13 protein-coding genes are annotated in these 22,881 nt (G+C 34.9%); all 13 read left to right on the top strand.

All coding sequences use genetic code 11. The features are described 5' to 3' along the window. Positions 1-80: 80 nt before the first annotated feature. Positions 81-986, top strand: a complete 906-nt coding sequence (locus KO515_RS16830) for a helix-turn-helix domain-containing protein (protein WP_215937498.1) — start codon at positions 81-83, stop codon at positions 984-986. A 217-nt stretch (positions 987-1,203) separates the two neighbouring features. Then, the gene (gene aldA / locus KO515_RS16825; protein ID WP_215937497.1) at positions 1,204-2,643 is read left to right on the top strand and encodes an aldehyde dehydrogenase; all 1,440 of its coding nucleotides are present in this window, start codon (positions 1,204-1,206) and stop codon (positions 2,641-2,643) included. A 117-nt stretch (positions 2,644-2,760) separates the two neighbouring features. Next, positions 2,761-4,062, top strand: coding sequence for an L-fucose:H+ symporter permease (fucP, locus tag KO515_RS16820; protein WP_215937496.1), 1,302 nt, complete (start codon positions 2,761-2,763; stop codon positions 4,060-4,062). 75 nt (positions 4,063-4,137) lie between these two features. Continuing rightward, positions 4,138-4,875, top strand: a complete 738-nt coding sequence (locus tag KO515_RS16815; RefSeq protein WP_215937495.1) for a (Fe-S)-binding protein — start codon at positions 4,138-4,140, stop codon at positions 4,873-4,875. A gap of 15 nt (positions 4,876-4,890) precedes the next feature. After that, positions 4,891-6,258 (top strand): lactate utilization protein B, encoded by a 1,368-nt coding sequence (locus KO515_RS16810; RefSeq protein ID WP_215937494.1) that lies wholly within the window; start codon positions 4,891-4,893, stop codon positions 6,256-6,258. Then, the gene (locus tag KO515_RS16805; protein WP_215937493.1) at positions 6,251-6,838 is read left to right on the top strand and encodes a LutC/YkgG family protein; all 588 of its coding nucleotides are present in this window, start codon (positions 6,251-6,253) and stop codon (positions 6,836-6,838) included. The genes KO515_RS16810 and KO515_RS16805 overlap by 8 nt, the downstream gene beginning before the upstream one ends. A gap of 134 nt (positions 6,839-6,972) precedes the next feature. Next, the gene (locus KO515_RS16800; RefSeq protein WP_215937492.1) at positions 6,973-11,103 is read left to right on the top strand and encodes a hybrid sensor histidine kinase/response regulator transcription factor; all 4,131 of its coding nucleotides are present in this window, start codon (positions 6,973-6,975) and stop codon (positions 11,101-11,103) included. A 254-nt stretch (positions 11,104-11,357) separates the two neighbouring features. Then, positions 11,358-14,330: a SusC/RagA family TonB-linked outer membrane protein gene (locus KO515_RS16795; protein ID WP_215937491.1), complete on the top strand. Its 2,973-nt coding sequence runs from the start codon at positions 11,358-11,360 to the stop codon at positions 14,328-14,330. Between the two features lie 29 nt (positions 14,331-14,359). Further along, positions 14,360-15,919: a RagB/SusD family nutrient uptake outer membrane protein gene (locus KO515_RS16790; protein ID WP_215937490.1), complete on the top strand. Its 1,560-nt coding sequence runs from the start codon at positions 14,360-14,362 to the stop codon at positions 15,917-15,919. Positions 15,920-16,120: 201 nt separating this feature from the next. Continuing rightward, the gene (locus KO515_RS16785; protein WP_215937489.1) at positions 16,121-17,917 is read left to right on the top strand and encodes an arylsulfatase; all 1,797 of its coding nucleotides are present in this window, start codon (positions 16,121-16,123) and stop codon (positions 17,915-17,917) included. Next, positions 17,914-19,773, top strand: coding sequence for an alpha-L-fucosidase (locus tag KO515_RS16780; protein WP_215937488.1), 1,860 nt, complete (start codon positions 17,914-17,916; stop codon positions 19,771-19,773). The genes KO515_RS16785 and KO515_RS16780 overlap by 4 nt, the downstream gene beginning before the upstream one ends. A gap of 410 nt (positions 19,774-20,183) precedes the next feature. Next, the gene (locus KO515_RS16775; protein ID WP_215937487.1) at positions 20,184-21,215 is read left to right on the top strand and encodes a glycoside hydrolase family protein; all 1,032 of its coding nucleotides are present in this window, start codon (positions 20,184-20,186) and stop codon (positions 21,213-21,215) included. Between the two features lie 39 nt (positions 21,216-21,254). Further along, positions 21,255-22,817, top strand: coding sequence for an alpha-L-fucosidase (locus tag KO515_RS16770; RefSeq protein ID WP_215937486.1), 1,563 nt, complete (start codon positions 21,255-21,257; stop codon positions 22,815-22,817). The last annotated feature ends 64 nt before the right edge of the window (positions 22,818-22,881 follow it).

Below are 22,881 nucleotides of genomic sequence, written 5' to 3'. Positions count from 1 at the left end.
TTTGTGTATAATTTAAACATGCATCATTTCTTATTAAGAGGTGTTGTGGTAGTTTTTTAAAGTTATGGTCATTAGTTTCTATGGGAAAAGTTATAAATAAGATTGATTTAGGAGACCCATCTAATAAAAAACAAAATTTTATAGATGTTAATTTAAAACTCTTGTGCTGCAGATATTGGTATTTGGGTCTGTGGGATTGCCACGATATGGTGTATCCGTTTTGGCGTATTTATTGGAATAAAAATGGAGGAGGACAATTAACACTTCAGGAAACAGTCTATACGATGGAGTCAAATTATCTATATATTATTTCACCTTTTACATCATTTTCTACGCGCTATTTAAAAAATTCTAAATTTGATTCTGGTATACATGTTTCAGGAAAAAACTTATCCGAAAGCCATAATGAAGCCTACTATGAGAAAAAATACTTGTTACATTTTTTTACCCATTTTAATTTAGGTGCACCTTTCGATAACGTATCTCCTGGTATTTTTAAAATTGAATTAACGGATCATCTTAAAGAGCGCTTAGTATATTTAACAGAAAGACTAAAGATTGAAAACCATGATTTTAAGCTCACCTTTAATATGAGGTTGCAGTCTTTTGTTAAAGAAGCGATATCTAATATTGGTCCGGAATTGTGGAAAACAATCATTATTGATGATCGCGTATTAACAGCTCACCGTTTTATTGAAGCTCATATTGAAGAAAAATTAAGTAATCCTGAGCTGGCGGCTATAGTTAATATGGCACCAAATTCTTTCGCGCGTTTGTTTAAGGATGAAATGAATATTACGTTACACAAATTTATTCAAAACCGAAAAATAGCCAAAGCTTGTGAGATTTTTGACTATACAAACGATACTATTGAAAACATAGCTTTTAAATTGGGGTTTTCAGATCGTTATCATTTTTCAAGGGTCTTTAAATCAATAACCGGTATTTCTCCTGCCCTTTATAAATCGGGTAGATATACATCCTAATTGTTTTTAGGATTATAGTTTTTGATTGTTATATGAAATTTAGTAATGTTTAAATTATACATAAAGTGGAATATTATAGATAAATATTATTCCTGTTTTATTTATCAATTTTGTATGTGAACGGTTTTCTCTTGTTCAGAAACTATAATTATACTTTAAAAAGGAACAGTCTTTTTTTTAAAGTAATAAACTAAACAATAATCTTAAAATACTAATTATGAAACAATTTGATCAATACATCAATGGTAAATTTGTGAAATCAACTTCAACAGAAACTACAGAAGTTTTAAACCCATGTACCGAAGAAGTTTTGTCTTTAATACCACAAGGTTCAATCGCGGATGCAAATGACGCATTAGAAGCAGCTAAAGCTGCGCAACATGGTTGGAAATCACTTACTGCTGTTGAAAGAGCTGGGTATTTGCATAAAATGGCTGATGTAATTCGTGAGAATCGTGTGTTTTTAGCAGAGACTTTAGCTAAAGAGCAAGCCAAGGTTATTGGATTGGCACAAGTTGAGATTGACGTTACTGCAGAGTATTTTAGTTATAATGCAGGTTGGGCAAGACGTATTGAAGGTGAAATCATCCAAAGTGATCGTAAGAAAGAACATATTTATTTACACAAAGCACCTATAGGTGTAGCAGTGGGTATTTGCCCATGGAACTTTCCATTTTTTGTAGCCGCTCGTAAAATTGCTCCTTCATTGGTAACAGGTAATACCTGTGTTATTAAGCCGAGTTGTGTGGCTCCTAATACTATAATGGAATTCATTAAGTTAATTGAAAAAATAGATCTTCCTGCAGGAGTTTTAAATGTCGTTTGTGGTTCAGGGCCTATTGTTGGAAATGCATTAACAACAAGTCCGATTACAGGTATTATTAGCTTAACAGGAAGTGTGTTTGCTGGTCAGAAAGTTATGGAGGCTGCGTCTCAAAACATAACTAAAGTATCATTGGAATTAGGTGGTAAAGCACCTGCAATTGTATGTGCTGATGCTAACCTAGACCTAGCGGTAAACGCCGTAGTATCCTCTAGAATAATTTACAGTGGTCAAGTTTGTAACTGTGCAGAACGCGTTTATGTTGAAGATTCAATATATGATGAGTTCATGTCTAAGGTGACTAAGAAAATGAGCGAAGTAAAAGTTGAAGATGCATTCTCTGATAACAATCCAGACATGAGTAGTCTTGTTTCTAAAGCGCAATACGATAAAGTTGCTGAAATGGTGGAATATGCTAAAAAAGAAGGAGCTGAAGTTGTTGTAGGTGGAGGTCGTGCAGCGAATTTTGATAAGGGGTATTTCTACCAACCAACGTTATTGACAAACGTGACTCAAGATATGCAGATCATACAAGAAGAAGTTTTTGGGCCTGTATTACCAGTAATGAAGTTTAATACATTAGATGAAGCGATAGCACTTGCAAATGATAGTGAATACGGATTAACATCATCTATCTTTTCAGAAAATATTAATAAAGTCATGCATGCTTGCGATCAATTAGAGTATGGAGAAACTTATGTGAACAGAGAGCATTTTGAAGCCATTCAAGGATTCCATGCAGGTTGGAAAAAATCTGGATTAGGTGGAGCGGATGGTAAACATGGTATGGAAGAGTACTTACAAACTAAAGTGATATACACGCAATACCAATAGTCGTCACGATATTAAAATTATTGTTTAGTAGTAAAGCATACTATAATAAGTGAGATTCATTTAAACTATAGTATGCTTTTTCTCTAAAAAGATGTATTTACTCACTAAAGCTAAAACATGAAAACCACAGAAAAAGTACCAGTAGTCTCCAAAGATGTATTAATTCCATTTATTTTAATCACCTCTTTATTTGCATTATGGGGTTTTGCAAATGATATTACAAATCCTATGGTTGCCGCATTTGGTACCGTAATGGAAATTTCTACAGCCAAAGCGGCTCTAGTACAATTCGCATTTTATGGAGGTTATGCAACAATGGCAATTCCTGCAGCGCTATTTGTCAGAAAATATAGTTATAAAAAAGGAATTTTATTAGGACTTTCGTTATATGCTTTTGGAGCCTTATTATTTTATCCAGCAGCGCAATTTGAAGTTTTTGGATTCTTTTTAGGGTCACTTTATATTTTAACATTTGGATTGGCATTTTTAGAAACAACGGCAAATCCCTATATTTTATCAATGGGAGATGAACGTACGGCAACACAACGTTTAAATTTGGCACAAGCCTTTAATCCAATAGGATCGCTTTTTGGAATGTTTGTTGCTTCTAAATTCATTCTTACGGCATTGGATTCGGATAAACGAAACGAAATGGGAGAGTTAATTTTCACCACGTTAGATGAAGCACAAAAAGCCGTTATTAGAACTAACGATTTAGCTATTATTAGAAACCCTTATGTGATTTTAGGTGTTGTTGTTATTATTATGCTTATCGTAATTGCAGCAACTAAAATGCCAAAGCGTGCTAAAAATGACGAACAGGGTTCTGCAGCGGATTCTTTTAAGAGATTATTTGCTAATGGAAAATATAGAGAAGGTGTTTTAGCACAATTGTTTTATGTGGCAGCACAGATTATGTGTTGGACATTTATCATTCAATACGCTGATAATTTAGGTATTTCAAAAGCCACGGCTCAAAACTATAATATTGTAGCAATGACGATCTTTTTATCAAGTAGATTTATCAGTACCTTTTTAATGAAATATGTAAATGCTAAAAAGTTACTGATGATTTTTGCGCTTTGTGCTATGGCAACAACATTTGGTGTTATAATGATAGAAGGTATGATGGGACTGTATTTGCTAGTCGCAACGTCAGCTTTTATGTCATTAATGTTTCCTACCATTTATGGTATTGCACTTAACGGTTTAAGTGAAGAAGATTCTACACTTGGTGCCGCAGGATTGGTGATGGCCATTGTTGGTGGTGCTTTAATGCCAATCTTACAAGGTTCTATTATTGATATGGGAACTGTAGGATCCTTTGCAGCTGTAAATGCTTCGTTTATATTGCCTTTTATTTGCTTTTGTTTTATTGCCTTTTATGGCTATAGAACACTAAAAGTACATGCCGATTAATAGAAAGTGAGAAAAATTGAGATTCGAAGTTCTCAAAATGTATGTCGTGTTATACATTGAATTAAATCATTAAAAATGAAAGTAGGATTATTTATTCCTTGTTATATCAATCAGTTATATCCACAAGTTGGAATAGCAACTTTGGAGCTTTTAGAAAAGCTTAATGTAGACGTAGGCTATCCTTATGGACAAACATGTTGCGGTCAGCCCATGGCAAATTCAGGATATGAAAATGAGTCTGTTGGCGCTTGTCAAAACTTTGTTGAAAATTTTAAAGACTTTGATTACATAGTGACGCCTTCAGGAAGTTGTGCTTATCATGTAAAAAAACATTACAATATTATTGAGCAAACAGATGATGTGGTTAATGTTCGTAACAAAACCTATGAGCTTTGTGATTTTATAGTTAATATCTTAAAAATAAAGCATATTGGAGCAAGTTTTCCACATAAAGTAGGTGTTCATAAAAGTTGTCATGGATTACGAGGTTTGCGATTAGGGTCTTGCTCAGAAAATGTAGGTACGGAGTATTCTTATATTGATGAATTGTTACAAGAAGTTTCGGGAGTCGAACTAGTAACATTAACTAGAAAAGACGAATGTTGCGGATTTGGAGGCACATTTGCTGTAACTGAAGAAGCAATCTCTGTAAAAATGGGGAAAGATAGAATTCAAGATCATTTAGATAGTGGAGCAGAAGTTATCACGGCAACAGACACATCTTGTTTAATGCATTTAGAAGGCTTAATTACTCGGAATAAACAGCCTTTGAAAGTGTTACATATTGCCGAAATATTAAATAGTACCATCTAATTTAAACAGGAAGAAATGACGCATTCAAAAGCAGCAAGTATATTTAATAAGGATGAGAAAAAGGTCAATTGGCACGATAAAGCTTTATGGTTTGTACGTCATAAGAGAGATATTGCGGCCCATACTGTAACAGGTTGGGAAGAATTACGAAATTTAGGTCATGGTATTAAAGCACACACACTTTCTAATTTAGACACTTATTTAACGCAGTTTGAGGAAAATGCACTAAAAAATGGAGTTCAAGTGCATTGGGCAAAAGATGGTGATGAACACAATAGGATTGTGCACGGCATTTTAAAAGAGCACAACGCTAAAAAAGTTGTAAAAAGTAAATCGATGCTAACCGAAGAATGTCATCTAAATCCATACTTAGAGGCTGATGATATTGAGGTTATTGATACCGATTTAGGGGAGCGTATTGTGCAGTTAGCAAAAGAGCCACCTAGCCATATAGTGTTGCCTGCCATTCATAAGAAAAAAGAAGAAGTTGATGTATTGTTTCAAGAGCATTTAGGTACTAAGCCTTGTGATGGAGACCCTCAATATTTAACAGGTGAAGCCCGTAAACACTTAAGAGAAAAATTTATTCATGCCGATGCAGCAATTACAGGTGTAAATTTTGCTGTGGCAGATACAGGTGGTATCGTAGTTTGCACCAATGAAGGAAATGCAGATATGGGAGCTCATTTAGCTCCTGTACATATCGCTTGTATGGGGATTGAAAAAATAATTCCGAAACAAGAGCATCTAGGTGTCTTTTTAAGATTATTAGGAAGAAGTGCAACCGGACAACATATTACCACGTATTCATCGCATTTTAAAAAACCTAGAGAAGGTGCTAAAATGCATATAGTCATTGTTGACAATGGCAGGACGGAGCAGTTAAGCAGACCCGATTTTAGAGCGTCATTGCATTGTATTAGATGTGGAGCTTGTATGAATACCTGTCCAATTTACCGACGTAGTGGTGGACATAGTTATGACGCCACCATTCCAGGACCAATTGGTTCTATTCTGTCGCCAGGAAAAGATTTAAAAAAGCATAGTACACTGCCATTTGCTTCAACCTTATGTGGATCTTGTTCTGATGTTTGCCCAGTTAAGATTGATATACATTCGCAGTTATATAAATGGAGACAAATTATTACTAAAGACACCCAACAGCCTTTTGTTAAAAAGACATCCATGAAAATGATGGGTAACATCTTTGCAAAACCAACAAAATTTGAAAAGGTTGGTAAAGTAGCACGGTGGTCTTTAAGAAACTTACCAAAGTCAATGATTAATTCTAAACCAAACGTTTGGGGTAAAGAAAGAGATTTGCCTTTAGGGCCAAAAGAGAGTTTTGACGATTGGTATAAAAAACGACAAAAGAATGAGTAGTAGAGAACATATATTGTCTAAAGCAAAGGAGAACAAGCCTGAAGCTATTGCGTTGCCTAATATAGATTTAGAAGTTTTTAAGGATGCAAAAGTGTTATCTGAAGAATTTATTTTAAAGGTGGAAACTGCAGGTGGAAATGTATTGAACGCTACATCAGATAAAGATGTTATTGCTCAAATTAATACCATGTTTCCTGATACTAAGGTTAATTTTTCAACACTTGAAGGAACTGAAAGCTTTAATACAGTAGATTTAAACAAACTTGAAAAGCCTCACGATTTAGAGAATCTAGATGTATTGGTTTTAAGAGGTGATTTGGGTGTTGCCGAAAATGGTGCAATTTGGATACCTGATCATCAAATTCCTATGCGAGTGTTACCTTTCATCAGTAAACATTTGGTTTTGGTTATAAAGAAAGAAACTATTGTTCCTTTCTTACATCAGGCTTATCAGAAATTAGGGAATACCCATAATGATTTTGGAGTGTTTATATCTGGACCCTCTAAAACAGCAGACATCGAACAGTCTTTAGTAATCGGTGCACATGGTGCATTGAGTTTGTCTGTATTTGTTCAGTAAAACTAATTCAAAGCCTTTACATCATATTAGAATTTCACTAAATTTGATTTAAGGACTGAAAAAAGTGGAGTTAGATTTGAATATTAAAACCACTTTTTTAACTATGCTATTATTTTTTAATTGACCACTCACTAATGAAAGTAAAATTAATATATCTCTTCGCGTTTTTAGCAATGAGTTTTAGTGATGCCCAAATTAAAAATGTTCAATCTAGTAATCAAAGAATAGAGTCTTTTAATAGCGAACAGGGATTTAATCAAAATACGGTTACGGCACTAATTTCTGATTCTGAGGGCTATTTGTGGATTGGTACTCCAAATGGATTGGTGCGTTATGATGGCTATTCTTTTGACCATTATTATCACGATCATGAAAAAGAACAATCATTGGCCGATAATTTTGTATCTCATCTTTTAAGTGATACTAAAGGTCGAGTTTGGATTGCTACAAGAGAGGGGTTAAATATTTATTTAACAAATAAAGAACAATTTTTGCCCATAGAAAAATCCTCAAAAAGAGTGATGTGTATCAAAGAAGATTCTAAAAATCGAGTGTTCGTTGGAGGTACAAAAAAGATTGAAGTCTATAGTTCAGGGGATAAAAACTTAGAAAAAGTTAAAAAAATCACAGAAATTAATTTGGAAAAAGTATTATGCGAAAACACCATAAAGGATTTCGAATTTTACTCAGATTCAGAATTGTTGGTAGCCACCAATAATAAAATTTATAAAGTAGATTTCAACGCAAAGGCAAACTACACTATTGGTGTTTTAGAGCTAGAGCTAGACGAAAACATTGATAATATAAAAAAAATTATAAAGGTTGATAATTCATTGTGGATTGGAACAAATTCAGGACTTTATCAAACGTTTCACGAAAACAGTCGTTTAATTACTGTCGGCTCAAATTTTACTCCAGATCAGGAGCATCCTGAATTGCAATACGATATTTTATCGCTATACCTAGATGACGATAAAAAATTATGGATTGGTACACGGAAAAATGGCGTCGTTTACTATGATGCTGACAAATCGGAATTTGTATCCTTTAAGTTTGAGTCAAAATATAATAATGGTTTAACAAGTAATAGAATTAACTGTTTTTATGAAGATGCTTTTGGTGTTTTGTGGATTGGAACAGCTCAAGGCGGACTGAATAAATTTGATAAAAACCAAAAACCTTTTCAGAATTATTCGCATAACCCTTATAATAACAAATCCATATCGAGTAACTTAATCACGGATATAACGGAAGCTGACGATGGGAAAATTTGGTTATCTTTTTTCGAAAGTACCATAAGTCATACCCATGAAAAATTAAATATTAAGACAGTAAATCAAATCCAGTTTAATCGTCTCGAAAACCAACTGAATAAGTTGAAGGACCACTGGGTTTTAAGACTTTATCAAGACGACAAAGGCTATTGGTGGATTAGTACTAATGAAGGACTTTATTTGTACGATGAAGAAAATGATATTCTCAAATCTATACAAGTTAGAATAAAAGACAAACTCGTTAGTCCTATATTTTATCGACTTATTGAACAAATGAATGACGACCAAGTGATTCTCGGTGGCTCTGAAATTGTAATGCTCAATAATCCATGGGAAGCAATTTTAAATAACAAACCAATAGAGGCAGGACAACCGCTATTTGATATAGGAATTAATAATCAAATCAATGAATACCTAAAGGATGATTTTGGTAATTTTTGGTTTGCAACAATTAACGGAGTTTACCGTGTCGCTCATAATGATGATGAATGGCTGATAAAAAATCACATATCAACACAGCCTGATAATAATGATTTAAAATTAAGTAATAACCGTGTTTTTTCAATGCACAAAAGCTTAAATAAAGATATTTGGCTGGGCACTTTTGGTGGAGGATTAATGAAGGTTAAATTAAATACGCTTGGTGAACCTGTTGAAATTAAAGGATATCATAAAAAGGATGGCCTTCGTGATGAAGCCATTTATGGAATCTTAGAAGACGACAATGAGCAATTATGGCTAAGTACGGATATGGGAATTGGTCGTTTTAACCCTGTAAATGAAACCTTCGATTTTTTTGACGTTAATAATGGTATTTTAAGTAATAATTTTCGGCAATCGGCTTATTTGAAGACTCGAAATGGCACCATGTTAATGGGGGGAGTTGGAGGTTTAACGGTTTTTAATCCTAGTCAAATCTATAAAAATGAAATTACCCCAAAAATATTAATCTCTAGACTAAAAATAAATAATCAACCTATCGTTGTTGGAAAAGAAATTAACAACAAAGTGATTTTAGAGCGTTCTATTGCTGATACCAAAGAACTGGTTATAGATAATAATAGCAGGAATTTGTCTCTCGATATTATTGTGCAACATAGTGCCACGCCCAATAAAAATAAATTAGCTTATAAACTAGAAGGGGTTAATACCGATTGGATTGAAATTGATGCTGGTAAAACAACGGCAACCTATACAAATTTAAGTCCTGGAACTTATAATTTTTTATACAAGGGAGCTAATGGAGATGGTGTGTGGACAGCAAATACAAAAAGTTTTACAATTGTAGTTTTAGCACCATGGTACGGCCGTTGGTGGAGTATCGCACTATGGATAATTTTGACAATATTGATTACTTATGGAGTATTTAAGTACCAAGTGAAAGTTGAAAAATTAAATCAAAAATTAAAGTTCGAACAATTAGACAAAGAAAGAGTTCGAGATATGAATCAAGCGAAATTGCGTTTTTTTACCAATATTTCTCACGATTTTAAAACACCATTATCATTGATTATTGGGCCTTTAGAAAAAATTGCCGAACAAAATATAGATAAAGGAAATCAAAAGTATTTTTCTATTATTCAAAATAATATTTCAAGACTTCAGCGACTAATCGACCAGCTTATATCCTATAGAAAGGCTGAAGCAGGTCATTTAGAATTAAACTATTCAAAAATTACATTAGGTAATTTTATTTATCCATTAATGGAAGCTTTTGAAGAATATTCTCAAAAAACACTTCTTAATTTTTACTATAAGATTGATGAGCCAAACAAACTTATTTCGTTGGACATCAATAAAACGGAACGTGTGCTTTTAAACTTATTTTCAAATGCTGTAAAATATTCCAATTTAAATAGAGAAGTAAATATTGAAGCAGGATTTATTCAGGATAATGAAAGTGAACGTTTATATATCCAAGTTACAAATACAAGTGAAGGCATTCCATCCGATAAAATCGATAGAGTTTTTGATCGCTATTATCGTGCTGTAGATGAAAAAGACGATTGGAGTGGTACCGGCATTGGGTTGGCACTGTGTAAATCATTAATTGAATTGATGCAGGGGTCCATTGAAGTGACCAGTGAAGTCGATAAAAAAACAGCCTTTAGAATTGAACTTCCGGTGGTGGATAAAGGAGATTATTTAGAGGAAGATGAATTAAATAAATACCAAAAACTCGTTACAGATTGGTTGCCAGCAGAATTAGAAAGTAATCAAGATGAAACCTTAGATATACTACGTCCTACAATTTTAGTAATTGATGACGAACAAGACGTCCGCGCATTTTTATATGAATCTTTTAAAAGTAAGTATAATGTTTTAGTAGCAGCAGATGGTGAGGAAGGATTGGGAAAAATACAGGAAAATCCACCACAATTGGTGATTAGTGATGTAATGATGCCTAAGTTAAATGGGTATGAACTTTGCGAAAAGATAAAATCGAGTATCGAATTTTGTCATATTCCAGTGATACTATTAACAGCAATGGGTGATGATATCAAGGAAATTAAGGGCTTAGAATTAGGTGCTGATGATTATATTGTGAAGCCATTCTCAATTAAATATTTAGAAGTTAGGGTAAAAACACTCATCGAAAATAAGCAACGCATATTTGCCCATTTTTCAAGAAATAGCTCCATCCCTAAAGATGCTTTAATAACCTCTACTAGAGATAAAAAGTTTTTAGAAAAAATTAATATTTCTATAGAAAAGAACATGGCAAATTCAGCATTTGGAGTCGAAGAATTAGCTACAGATATTGGCATGAGTACGTCTCATTTTTATAGAAAATTGAAAGAACTTACAGGACAAGCTCCCAATGTATATCTTAGAAATTTCCGCTTGCAAAAAGCGGCAGAATTATTAAAAGCAAATAAAAATTTAACGGCCGCAGACATCATGTTTGAGATAGGTATAGAGTCAAAGTCTTACTTCTCTTCAACTTTCAAAAAAATACACGGTGTGTCACCTTCAGAATTCACAAAATAAACTGGCTTTTTTAAAATTACGCCGATCTAATTATTTATTTTTTAGTGGTTTAGCTGATTTTTAGTCTTGCTCAAATCATGCAGTCAAATAGAACGATTTGAGCATACCCTTTGTTTACGATTTGTGTAATTTGTCCATCTCTAAGCTAAAAAACTATCGATTTTTTCTAAGGATTCAAGGATAAAATTACGTATAGAATTTTAGTTACATTTCGAATAAAACTGAATAAACTAACAACAAAAACAAAATCTATTATGAAACAAATTTTAACAACTATTGTTTTTATGGTATCCTTTATTGTCTTTTCTCAAAATAAGACAATAAGTGGTACCATAAAAGATAACACGGGTATGCCTCTTCCTGGCGCAAGTGTGCTTGAAAAAGGAACGAGTAATGGGACGCAATCCGATTTCGATGGTAACTTTACAATTACTGTTGCGAGTGAGAATTCCATTTTACAAGTTTCCTATGTTGGCTTTACGACCCAAGATGTATCGGTTGTGGGAATTGAAAACCTTAGTATAACTTTACAAGAAGATTCAGAATCTTTAGATGAAGTTGTTATTATTGGTTATGGTACGGTTAAGAAAAAAGATTTAACAGGTGCCGTTTCTTCAGTTAAAGCTGAAGATGCTTATGCAGCTCCAACGGCAAGTTTGGACAATGCGCTTCAAGGAAGGGCAACAGGTGTTCAGGTTACATCTTCTAATGGAACTCCTGGTAGTTCAGCATCTATAATCATTCGTGGAGGTAATTCAATCACTGGAGGAAATGAACCACTGTATGTAATTGATGGATTTGTTGGAGCTGGAGATATTTCAACTTTAAATCCTAATGATATTGAATCGATTCAAATATTAAAGGATGCATCATCAACAGCTATTTATGGAGCTAGAGGAACAAACGGTGTTATCTTAGTAACAACTAAAAAAGGTAAGGCAGGTAAGCTAACCGTTAATTTTAAGACGTCAGCAGGTCTTCAAACGTTGCCCGAACAAATAGATGTTCAAACTGGTCGTGAGTTTGCAAATTTTATTAATGGAACAGATGAGGATCAAATAGATTTACCTTTTGATTTGGATAACCTTCCCGGAGAGGAAACAAATTGGCAAGATGTGTTAACGCGCACTGCTTTAATAACGGACAATCAATTATCAGTGAGTGGTGGTTCAGAAAACTCGCAATTTTACTTATCTGCTGGATATCTTAATCAAGAGGGTATCGTAATAGGGTCTGGCTTTAAAAGGTATAGTTTACGTACTAATGTTGATACTAAATTGTCAAAAGTATTTAAGACGGGAATAAATCTTTCGCTGTCAAGAACTGAAACAGATAATGATGATATAGGTGGTTTTCGTAATTTGATACGAGAAGATCCATTAAAGCCTGTATATGACAGTGAAGGGAACTATACCATGGGTAATTTTGGTGTAAGTAATGAGACTGATCATTTATTAGCTAATGCCGAGTTAAATCAAGATGATACCTTTAAGGATAGAGCTTTAATTAATACTTATATTCAGGCGTCTTTAGGTGACTTTACGCTAAAATCAACATTTGGTGGAGATTTCATTTATAGTAAGAGGCATCAGTTTGTACCATCTACTAATCCTTCTAGTATTCGCCAAGGGCTTCTTGGTCAAGCAGGAATTACGCGTTTTAACGATGTAGAACTGCTAAATGAAAATACAATAAATTATAATCATACGTTTGGCGAACATTCCATTAGTGCTTTGGCTGGTTTTACAGTTCAGACCCAAAATAGAGAAACTGTAGTTATTACAGCTAATGATATACCAAGTGATGGAGTAGGAGTAAATTCAATTGAGCTTGCTGATAATGTTATTGTAAATTCAAATTATTCTGAAGCACATCTTATAGGTTTTTTAGGTAGAGTTAATTATGCCTTTAAAGACAAGTATCTTTTTACGGCAAGTATAAGAAGAGATGGGTCGTCTAGACTTGGAGTCAACAACAGGTATAAAAACTTTCCATCTATGGCAGTGGCTTGGAAAGTTTCTGAAGAACCATTTATTCAAAATATAGAATCCATAAATAATCTTAAAATTAGAGCGAGTTATGGTGTTACAGGAAATCAAGGAGTAGATCCATTTAGTACATTATCAACGTTTCAAACTTTAAATACAGCGACAGTTATTGATGGAGTTATTGTTCCTGGTGTCATCCAAGGTAATATAGCTAATCCAAATCTTGGATGGGAAACAACAACACAATTCGATTTAGGTCTTGAGGTTTCTATGTTTAATGCAAGATTTTCAGCAGAGTTAGATTTTTACTCTAAAAAAACAGAGGATTTATTACTATATAAAGGATTACCTTCTTTTACAGGTAACGACGCTACATTAGAGAACGCAGGTTCTCTTAAAAATAAAGGTTTTGATTTAACCTTAACCGGTGTTATTGTTGATACGAACGATTTTAGATGGTCAACAACTTTAAATGTTTCAACTTATAAGAATGAAGTAATTGAATTAGGTGATAATTCATTTTTAGAAACGAGTAGTTTAGCGGCACCAGCAAATGATACCAGTAGCCGATTAATTGTTGGAGAACCTGTAGGGACGTTTTGGGGTGCAGTGTATGAAGGTGTAGATCCAGATACTGGTGATGCAATTTATGCAGACATAAGCGGACCAGATGGAGTGCCAGATGGCGTTTATGATCCTGTGTATGATAAAACAGTTATAGGAGATGCAAATCCTGATTTTTACGGAGGTATTCAAACTAATTTTAGATACAAGAACTTTGATTTGATGGCGTTTTTCCCATTCAGTGTAGGAAACGAAAATTATAACGAAGAGATGTTTTTGGCGAGTGAAACACAACTTAACTCATTTTCTGAGGTTCGAGATAATATGTGGTCTTATACGAATCAAGATAATGCGCTTTACCCAAGAGCAGGAAGCGCTTCTTGGAATGTTTCTAGTAGCATGTATGTGCAGGATGCTAGCTATTTTAGACTTGGAACTTTACAATTAGGATATACATTGCCTAATGATTTAATTAAAGGTTTAGATAAGCTGCGCGTTTATTTTACAGGTACCAACTTATTTTTAATCAAATCTAAAGATTACCTTGGTTTTGATCCTGATGTTAATACTTCATCTAGTAGTACCGCTACTTATAGCAGCGCTTTAAGAGGTTTTGACCGCATTGGTTATCCGCAAAATAGATCGATGGTTTTAGGACTCGATATTACCTTATAATTCATGTTTAATTATTTAAAACACAAAAAATGAAATCAAAATATATAATTCTCTCAATTTTAACTGCAGTGCTTTTGGTTACTGTTGGCTGTGATGACTTTTTAGATGAAGATGCTAAAGGTCTATTAACACCAGATACATTTTTTCAAAATGAAGATGAAGCTAATTTAGCACTCAATGGACTACAAAATGGTATTACTTCTCCAGGCATACATGCACATATTGGTACTGATGTAGGTGTCGCTGGAAGAGTGCCTATTGCAGCAGGTTGGCTTCCAGCTGTGTACGAAACTTCAGTGGATGCTTCTCCAGTATTAAATCCATGGTCAGCAGCCTATGTTGATATTAAAAATGCGAATTTAGTTCTGGCAGGTTTAGAAAGATCTTCGTTATCTGATGAGGTTAAAGGACGAGCATCCGCTCAGGCACTTTTCTACAGAGCGAATAAATACTTATTTCTTGTTACGACTTATGGAGATGTGCCTTATTGGAGAAACGAGCTAGTTATTGAAGAAGTTCAATTATTAGGAAAAACAGATGGAAATGTCATTATTTCCGAAATGATTGATGATTTGGATAGCGCTATTTCATCTGGATATTTACCAACAGGTAGATGGGATGAAAGTGAAGGAAGACCGACATTATGGGCTGTAAGAATGTTGAAGGCGTATTGTCATATCTGGCTAGAAGAATGGCAAGAAGCGCGTACAGAACTTATAGAGGTAACCACAAATTCACCTCATGGGCCAGATTTAGGACCTTATGCAGATATGTATCGTGAAGGTAATGAACTACACCCAGAGATTATCTTTGGAAGACAATACTTGATTACAGGAACTAGCAATGATATTCGTGGTCGTGATCACAATCAGTTTCACTATAATAACAACTCTGAAAATACACTTACGCAACAAGCTATGAACGAGACCGATGTTTTTTCTAGGGCGGCTTCTATGACGGTAAGAAAAAGTTTTGCTAATACTTACAATGATAATGATATAAGAAAACTTTATAATGTATGGGATAGTCATGTGTTAGAGGATGGTACTACGGCAACATTTAACTGGGTTTATATTCCTAAGATGATGCGTGCAAGTATTCCAGTTAGCGATCCCTTAATGCAAACTCCAGATCCGAATAACCAATCCAGTCAACCAATACGATTATTTGTATTATCAGATGCTTATTTGTTGCTTGCAGAAGCAGAGTTTATGACAGGAGGGTCTTCAGCAGGGGCACTTGCAGCAATTAATAAAGTAAGACAAAGAGCTAATCTACCTGATTTAACCACTTTAACAATTGAGGACATTCGTAACGAACGTGCCTGGGAGTTGCTTTCTGAAGGGTATTGGGGACGTAAAGTTGATCTCATACGTTGGGGAATTTTAGAATCTACGGTTCAAGCAATGCCAGCGGCTGAAACTGCAGCAGGTGCTTATTCAGTAGCAATAGGTTATGCCCAAGATGAAGCAAATAATATTTCGAGTGGTCCTATTGGGAAATTTCAAGTTCTTCCTATACCACTTAGCGATATTCAAAGAAGTCAAGATATCGGAGGAGCTTTAACACAAAATCCATTGTGGGAATAAGTCATTTTAAATTTTTAAAAATTGATAATACAATAGTTATGAATGGGTAAACACGTAGAACACGTATAAATGAGTGTGTTTACCCATACTATTTATCAATATATTTTGAGTTTGATTTTTTGAATACAAACTCATCATATAAAATTTCTTTGTGCTGTCCAATGTATTATGGACAAGGAAATAATTATTAAGATTTACAATATGAAAAATCCACTCAAGGCCTTAACAGTTCTGACCGTGCTCTTATTGTTATTGCCAATTGCTGTATTAGCACAAAATAAATCACCTAAAAACAGTAAACCAAATATCATATTGGTCATAACTGATGATCAAGGTATGGGAGACCTTTCCTGTATTGGAAATCCTTATGTCAAAACTCCAAACATTGATAAATTTTATAGTGATGCGGTACGCCTTACCAATTACCATGTGTCCACCACATGTGCTCCAAGTAGAGGATCATTAATGACAGGTAGACATACCAACCGTGTTAATACGTATCATACTATAACAGGGCGTTCACTTCTTTTTGAGGATGAAATTATATTACCACAAATATTTGCACAACATGGTTATACAAATGGCATGTTTGGTAAATGGCATTTAGGTGATAATTACCCATTCCGTCCTGAAGATAAAGGTTTTGATGAAGTCGTAAGACATGGCGGAGGCGGCATTTCTCAAGGACCCGATTATTGGCACAACGATTATTTCGATGATACGTATTGGCATAATGGCCAATTGGAAAAATACAACGGCTATTGTACCGATGTATTCTTTTCAGAAGCTATAAATTTCATTGAGGATAATAAGGATAAGCCATTTTTTTGCTATATCGCCACCAATGCTCCTCATGGACCACTGAATCTTCCCGAAGAATATCTAAATATTTATAAAGACCATGAAAAAATTCCAGAGCGATTGCAACGATTTTATGGAATGATCACTAACATAGATGACAATTTTAAATTATTGGAAGATAAACTAGATGCATTGAATTTAACCGATAATACCATTGTCATTTTCACTACGGATAATGGCACAGCAGGAGGACACAGAGTATTCGATGCAGGTCTAAAAGGTGGCAAAGGAAGTGTTTACGATGGTGGACACCGTGTGCCGTTTTTCATTCGTTGGCCAAATGGACAACTTACTGGTGGAAAGGATATCGATAATTTGGTAGCCCATTATGATTTGTTACCAACCTTTGTGGACTTATTCGGAATAGAATATGAGTCTGCTAAACCACTTGATGGAAAAAGTCTAAAACCATTGCTCTATGAGGATAACCCAACATGGGAAAATCGCATTTTATACATGGATACGCAAAGACTTCAAAACTTAATAAAGTATAGAACTTATACCGTTATGGACGACAATTGGCGATTAATAAATGGTAAAGAATTGTACGATATGAGAACAGATCGCGGCCAAACAAATAACATCATAGAGAAACATCCAAAAGAGGTAGCACGTTTAGCCAAAGGTTATGAGAAATGGTGGCAATCCATTATGGCAGAAAATCCAAATGAAAGATATGCTTATATAAAAGTAGGATCGCCAAATGAAAATCCAAGTCGCATTTCTGCACACGATATGTTAACGGGTAAACATAATGGCTCATGGCATCAAGATGGAGCATCCAAGGCTGTCCAGGCTAACGGGCGATTTAAAATAGAGTTTGTTGAAGATGGTGAATATGCAATTTCGCTTCGCAGATTTCCTAGGGAAAGTGGATTGGCCATAAACGCAACGTTCCCAGCTCAAGAAAAAAGAATTGAACTCGATAAAGTGATGAGTGGTAGTGAAAAGTCTGACTTTGAAAAAGCCTATGTATACGTTGCCAACTTGGAAAAAGAACTCAAGATAGAGCAAGGCCAAGAAGAAGTGACTTTTACCAATACTATACCAGCTGGTAAATATGACTTGGAGGCACAATTAATAGATAAAGACGGAAGAATATATCCGGCTTATTACATATATATAGAAAAATTATGATCAAAAAGAAAATATATCCTAGATACAAATTAGTAGTGATTGCGGCCTTATGCCTTTTCCATCTCAGTTGTAAAGAAAAAACAAATAAAGAGATAGAAAATTCATCAGTAGATTTTGTTACCGAAACATTAGGAGACGTTGACTTCGGAAAAACAAAAATGTCTGAATACACACCCGAAATCAGGGAAAATATGAAGCAGTTGTATGAAGATAAGTTTGGATTATTTGTTCATTTCGGACCTTACGCGCAACTCGCAGGGGAATGGAACGGCAAAAAAGGGGCGGCAGAATGGATTATGAGACGGAGCTTTATTCCTGTAGCCGATTATGAAAAAGAAGCAGCCGGTAAATTTAAGCCTGAAAAATTTAATGCAAAAGAATGGGTGGATATCGCTGAAAATGCAGGGATGAAATTTATTGTCCTTACAGCCAAACATCACGATGGATTCGCCATGTATAAATCCAAGCACCCTTATAACTTACATGATTTTGCAGGATTTAACCGTGATATTTTAAAAGAGCTAGCCGAGGAATGTAAAGATAGAGACATGAAGTTGGGCTTTTATTATTCGCAAGATCAAGACTGGCATGAAAAAGGTGGAGCTGGTAATGATTGGGATTTTGGAAGTGTTATAAAACCAGCCGACGAATTTGATGCCTATTTCCAAGAAAAGGCTGTGATGCAAATAAAGGAATTGACAACCAATTATGACGATATTTTTATGGTTTGGTTCGATACACCTTTCCAAATTACCGACCAACAAAGTCAATTGATGATGGATACGGTGAAGGAAAATCAACCAGGCGCATTGGTCAATGCACGACTAGGAAATGGTTACGGACATTTTGATGTATCCATTGATAACGGTACAACACCAAGCGTGAGTAAAGCAACTTGGCTTTCAGATTTAAAAGTGCCATGGCAAACCCATGAGTCGGTAACAAAACATGGATGGGGTTATACATCGCGTGGTGCAGAACTAGATCGTTCCGAAGATTATTCAGATTTTATTTATAGTCTTTGTAGAATCATCGGAAATGGCGGTGTGTATCTTTTAAATGTGGCACCACGACCAGACGGAACCATTCCAGAATCACAGGTAAATAGTATCAGTGCCATTGGAGAATGGCTGAAAGTAAATGGGGAAGCTATTTACGGTGCAGACCCGAGTCCTTTGACCTTTCCTCCTTATGCCATCACAAGTAAACCCGGAAAAGTGTATTTACATTTGAAAGATATCGAAGACAATCAAGTGCAGCTCACAGGAATCTTATCAAAAGTGAATAAGGCTTATGTCTTAGCAGATACCTCAAAAACAGCTTTAAAGTTTAATCAGGAAAATGAAAAACTTACGGTTACAATTCCCAATGAACTAAAACAACCAAGGGTAACTGTCGTGGTTCTCAAAATAGAAGACGAAGAAGCCAAAGTTATTGATGAAACCCTTCAACAAGAAGATGACGGAACGATAAAATTACCAGTTTCAAAATCTGAATTCGCCATAAGACGAATTAGTTATGATTATGAAGAACAAGTCACACACCGTTGGGGAGAAAACACAAAACAAGGTTTAATCTGGACAGTAAACGTGAAACAACCCGGAACATTTAAAGTCATAAGTGAAGATTCTGGAAATGATGGTTTTATTTATACTCTGAAAACCGCCAATGACTCGTTAGATCTAAATGCGAAAGGTGAGATCGGCGAATTGACTAAAAAGCAACAAGAAGGCAGTATAACAATTGATGACGCAGGAGTACATAAATTAACGGTGTATCCTAAAATACCGGCTTCAAAAGCAACAAAAGGAAGCTATAAATTTAAGGGATTAGAGTTGGTTCCAACTCAAAATTAATTTGGTAGATTAAAAAAAAATAAAATGATGTGAATCAATTTAACTAAAGATATAAATAACCAAACATCAATATTTTGGCCACGACTGACTGGTTGAGCGCAGTCGAAACCACTTTTGTAGAGATGGTAACAAATACCAAGAATATTGGGTTTTAAGTTGAAAATCAAAATATATGACATCGAACTGACTTAAAATATGTTGAGTTCACATTAAGTATCAGTATTGTCTAGTTTTCAAGAGTTTTGAAAATATGACACCTTGATATGTGGAAATGAATTGAAAAAAAGATAAAATGATTTTCATTCTATTTCTCAGCTAGTTAGAGTTTAGTCTATGTTCTTGATTCTAGAAGCGCAGCGGTCTTAAGTCTTTTACTGGACAATAATGTAAAATAATAAGTAAACAAAAACATGCATAAAATAATATTTTCAGTCACCATACTAATGCTATTTTCATGTAAGCAAGATTTAACAATTAAAGAATCTTCCTTTAGTAAATCGCTCGTTCCTGAAAAATTTATTCTTCCTGCAGAAGAGGGGTGGTGGAACTGGGGAATGGCTCCCATTTATGATGAAAATGAGAAATTGCATGTGTTTATGTCTACCATTCCTAATAGTGGTCGTTGGATAAAAGACAGTAAAATAGTGCATTTTACCGCAGATCAACCAGAAGGTCCTTATACTTTTATTGACACTACGTTTTCAAGTAAGTCTGTCACATATCATAACCCACAAGTATCCAAAGTTGGAGACCGCTATGTTATGGTATATCTAATTAAGGAAAGAACAACACCAAGAATCGAACAACAGATTGGTATCGCAACAACAAAATCTTTAGATGAACCATGGGTAGAAAGTAAATACAATCCAATAATTAAAGCTTCTGGTGTTATGGATGGAGCATCTATTATTCACGCGTCTAATCCTACGTTTTTGGTAGATGAAGATGGAAAATATAGAATTTATTATAAATCGGTCACAGATAAGAACAGCCCTCAACAGTATCGCGAAATTTCTATGGCTATAAGTGCCCATATTGAAGGGCCTTATGAAAATTACAAAAAAAACCCTCTCATATCTTATGCCGATTTGGGTATAGATATCGAAGATCCTTACGCTTTTTATTACAAAGGAATGTATTATTTGATTGTTGAAGATCGTATGGATGTTAAGAGTGCCTTAGAAGGGCATCCAAAATCACTTGATAAAAAGCAACTTGGTGGTAAGCGACCCGGACTCATCTATAAATCGAATGATGGCATCAATTGGGAAAGACCCGAAATTGGTTACCAGACCAACCATTATTATTTTAATCAAGAATTAGCAAGGAGCGAGCGTCCTAATATTTTATGGAAAAACGGAGCACCGGAATATCTATTTTTGGCTTGTCATGATGAAGACCCAACAGCTGGTTATATTCTAAAAATTGAAAATTGGAAATAGGTGTTTAAAACGTATGAACCAATTCAAATGTATATCGAAATGAAAAATAGTATCATTATAGTAATGATTGTTTTAGCTTTTATTCCTGAAGTAACAAGTGCTCAAGAAAATGTGACGCATCCTTATTGGGCGCCGACAACTTGGCAACTCAGACCAGATGATATTACCACAATTATGGGGTTTAGAGCGAAATTAACGGGGAATCTTAATCATCTTGAACGTCCAACACCTACAGTGGTTAACAACGCTTTTATTCGTGGATTTCTGACTAAAGATGATGTAATGACTTGGGAGGTCGAAGCCCCTTACGAAGCAGAATATACCGTGGCACTTTTATATACAGGGAGCAACGACATTCTTTCAAAATCAACTTTTGAAGTGACTTCCGAAGGGTCTACTATAATTGAAAAAGCGAATGTCAAAAATTGGGATACAAGACCCATAGTTCAAAGACAGTATTTAAAACAACGCTTAAAGCTTAAAAAGGGGGGGAATACCATCAGTTTTCGTCTGGTAACCTTTGGAAAGGAAAAACAGAAAGCTGTTAATGCAGAAATCCAAGCGAATGCCAACATAAAACCCAATCCTTTTGCTTTTTGGTCTATTGAATTGGTACGTCAAGAAGCGCTTGTAGCGATAAAAGAGCGTGCCGAGGAAATGAAAGCGGATGTACAATGGATGGTCGATGGAAAATACGGGTTATTTGTGCATTTCTCTTCAGGTTCAGTGCCATTTAACGGCGGACCAAAACTTGGAGAACAATATCAGAAATTAGTCAATGCTTTCAATGTAGAGGCCTTTGTTGAAAAAGTGGTGGAAACCGGTGCATCTTGGGTCACGTTTACTTGTGCCCATGGTACACAGCACTGGCCAGGCCCAAGCAAAACGATAGATGCCTTAAAACCTGGTTTTACTTCTGAACGGGATTTAATCAGGGAACTCATTGATGGTTTGGCAAAACATAATATTCGTTTGATGCTGTATTACAATCCCAATAGTGGTATGGAGGATTTGTATGGCAACACTTATGGTAATGGAAAAACGCCAGACCCAACAGGTTATTTCAATTTTTTAGAAGCACATTTACGAGAAGTAAGTCTTCGATATGGAGAAGATTTAGCAACGACTGCAGGTTATATAGATGATGGTGGTTGGAAAATGTATCAGTTAGATCCACCTTGGGAAAAATTGGCGAAAGCTATAAAAGCAGGTAACCCAAATGCGCCAATAGGTTTTAGTCAAAATTTATTTCCAAACTTATCACCGTTTAGCGATTTGGTCGTGTCTGATGGATCTGGACGTGTACCCGAAATTTTACCTGCATTTTTGTTTGAAGAAGGAGGGCAATTGGAAGGTCAATATCCAGCAAGTTGGTTGTATATGGACGGTTGGTCTAGCCGAACAGGCAATGGGAAATTTACCCAAAAGCCTAAATTTTCGGCTAAGAAATACATAGAAATCTTTAAAGCAGCAGATAAAGCCAATATGCCCATTACAATCAATTTGGCCATGACACCAGATGTCACAACCGACCACCCGTTTTTTAATCCGGAATGTATTGAAATTATGAAACAGGTAAGAAAAGCTGTAAAAGGATATTGAACTTACGATGATCTGAAAATTAATAAAACAACCAATTGAATAATTTAGTTATAAAACTTACAAA

The sequence above is a fragment of the Winogradskyella psychrotolerans genome, assembly GCF_018860545.1.
GTDB classification, from domain to species: Bacteria; Bacteroidota; Bacteroidia; order Flavobacteriales; family Flavobacteriaceae; genus Winogradskyella; species Winogradskyella psychrotolerans_A.
This window is presented reverse-complemented; position numbering and strand designations above follow the sequence as displayed.